This is a genomic window from Pseudomonas sp. Pse1 (assembly GCF_024519635.1).
Taxonomy (GTDB): Bacteria; Pseudomonadota; Gammaproteobacteria; order Pseudomonadales; family Pseudomonadaceae; genus Aquipseudomonas.
The window spans coordinates 1-303 of record NZ_JALJRO010000120.1; the positions used below are offsets into that span (position 1 = coordinate 1).

The window sequence follows — 303 nt, forward strand, 5'->3', positions numbered from 1 at the left end:
GAACCCAGCCGCCTTGGCGCCACTGCTCCTGAAGATCGAGCGCGACTTTGAGGATGTCGTCGAGCAACAGCGGCTCGATTTGCGGGGACATGCGGACGCTACCGACTGAGCCAGCGCTGGTAAACGTGACTGCAAGATAACGTGCCACGGGCGTCACAAACCCATACCGCGGGTCTGTGAAGCGCAACCGGGCGTCCGAGTCAGGCGAGCGTCCCCAAAAACTCCCGGCAATTGCGGGGCCGATGCTCGCACTGGATCGTTGACGCATATCCTCCCAAGGCTCACCAATCACCAGCGCGATTT

General features: G+C 61.4%; 1 pseudogene. It reads right to left on the reverse strand.

Features of this window, described 5'->3' with window-relative positions:
- Window positions 1–303: pseudogene (locus tag NR126_RS28665) on the reverse strand (hypothetical protein); the annotation flags it as partial.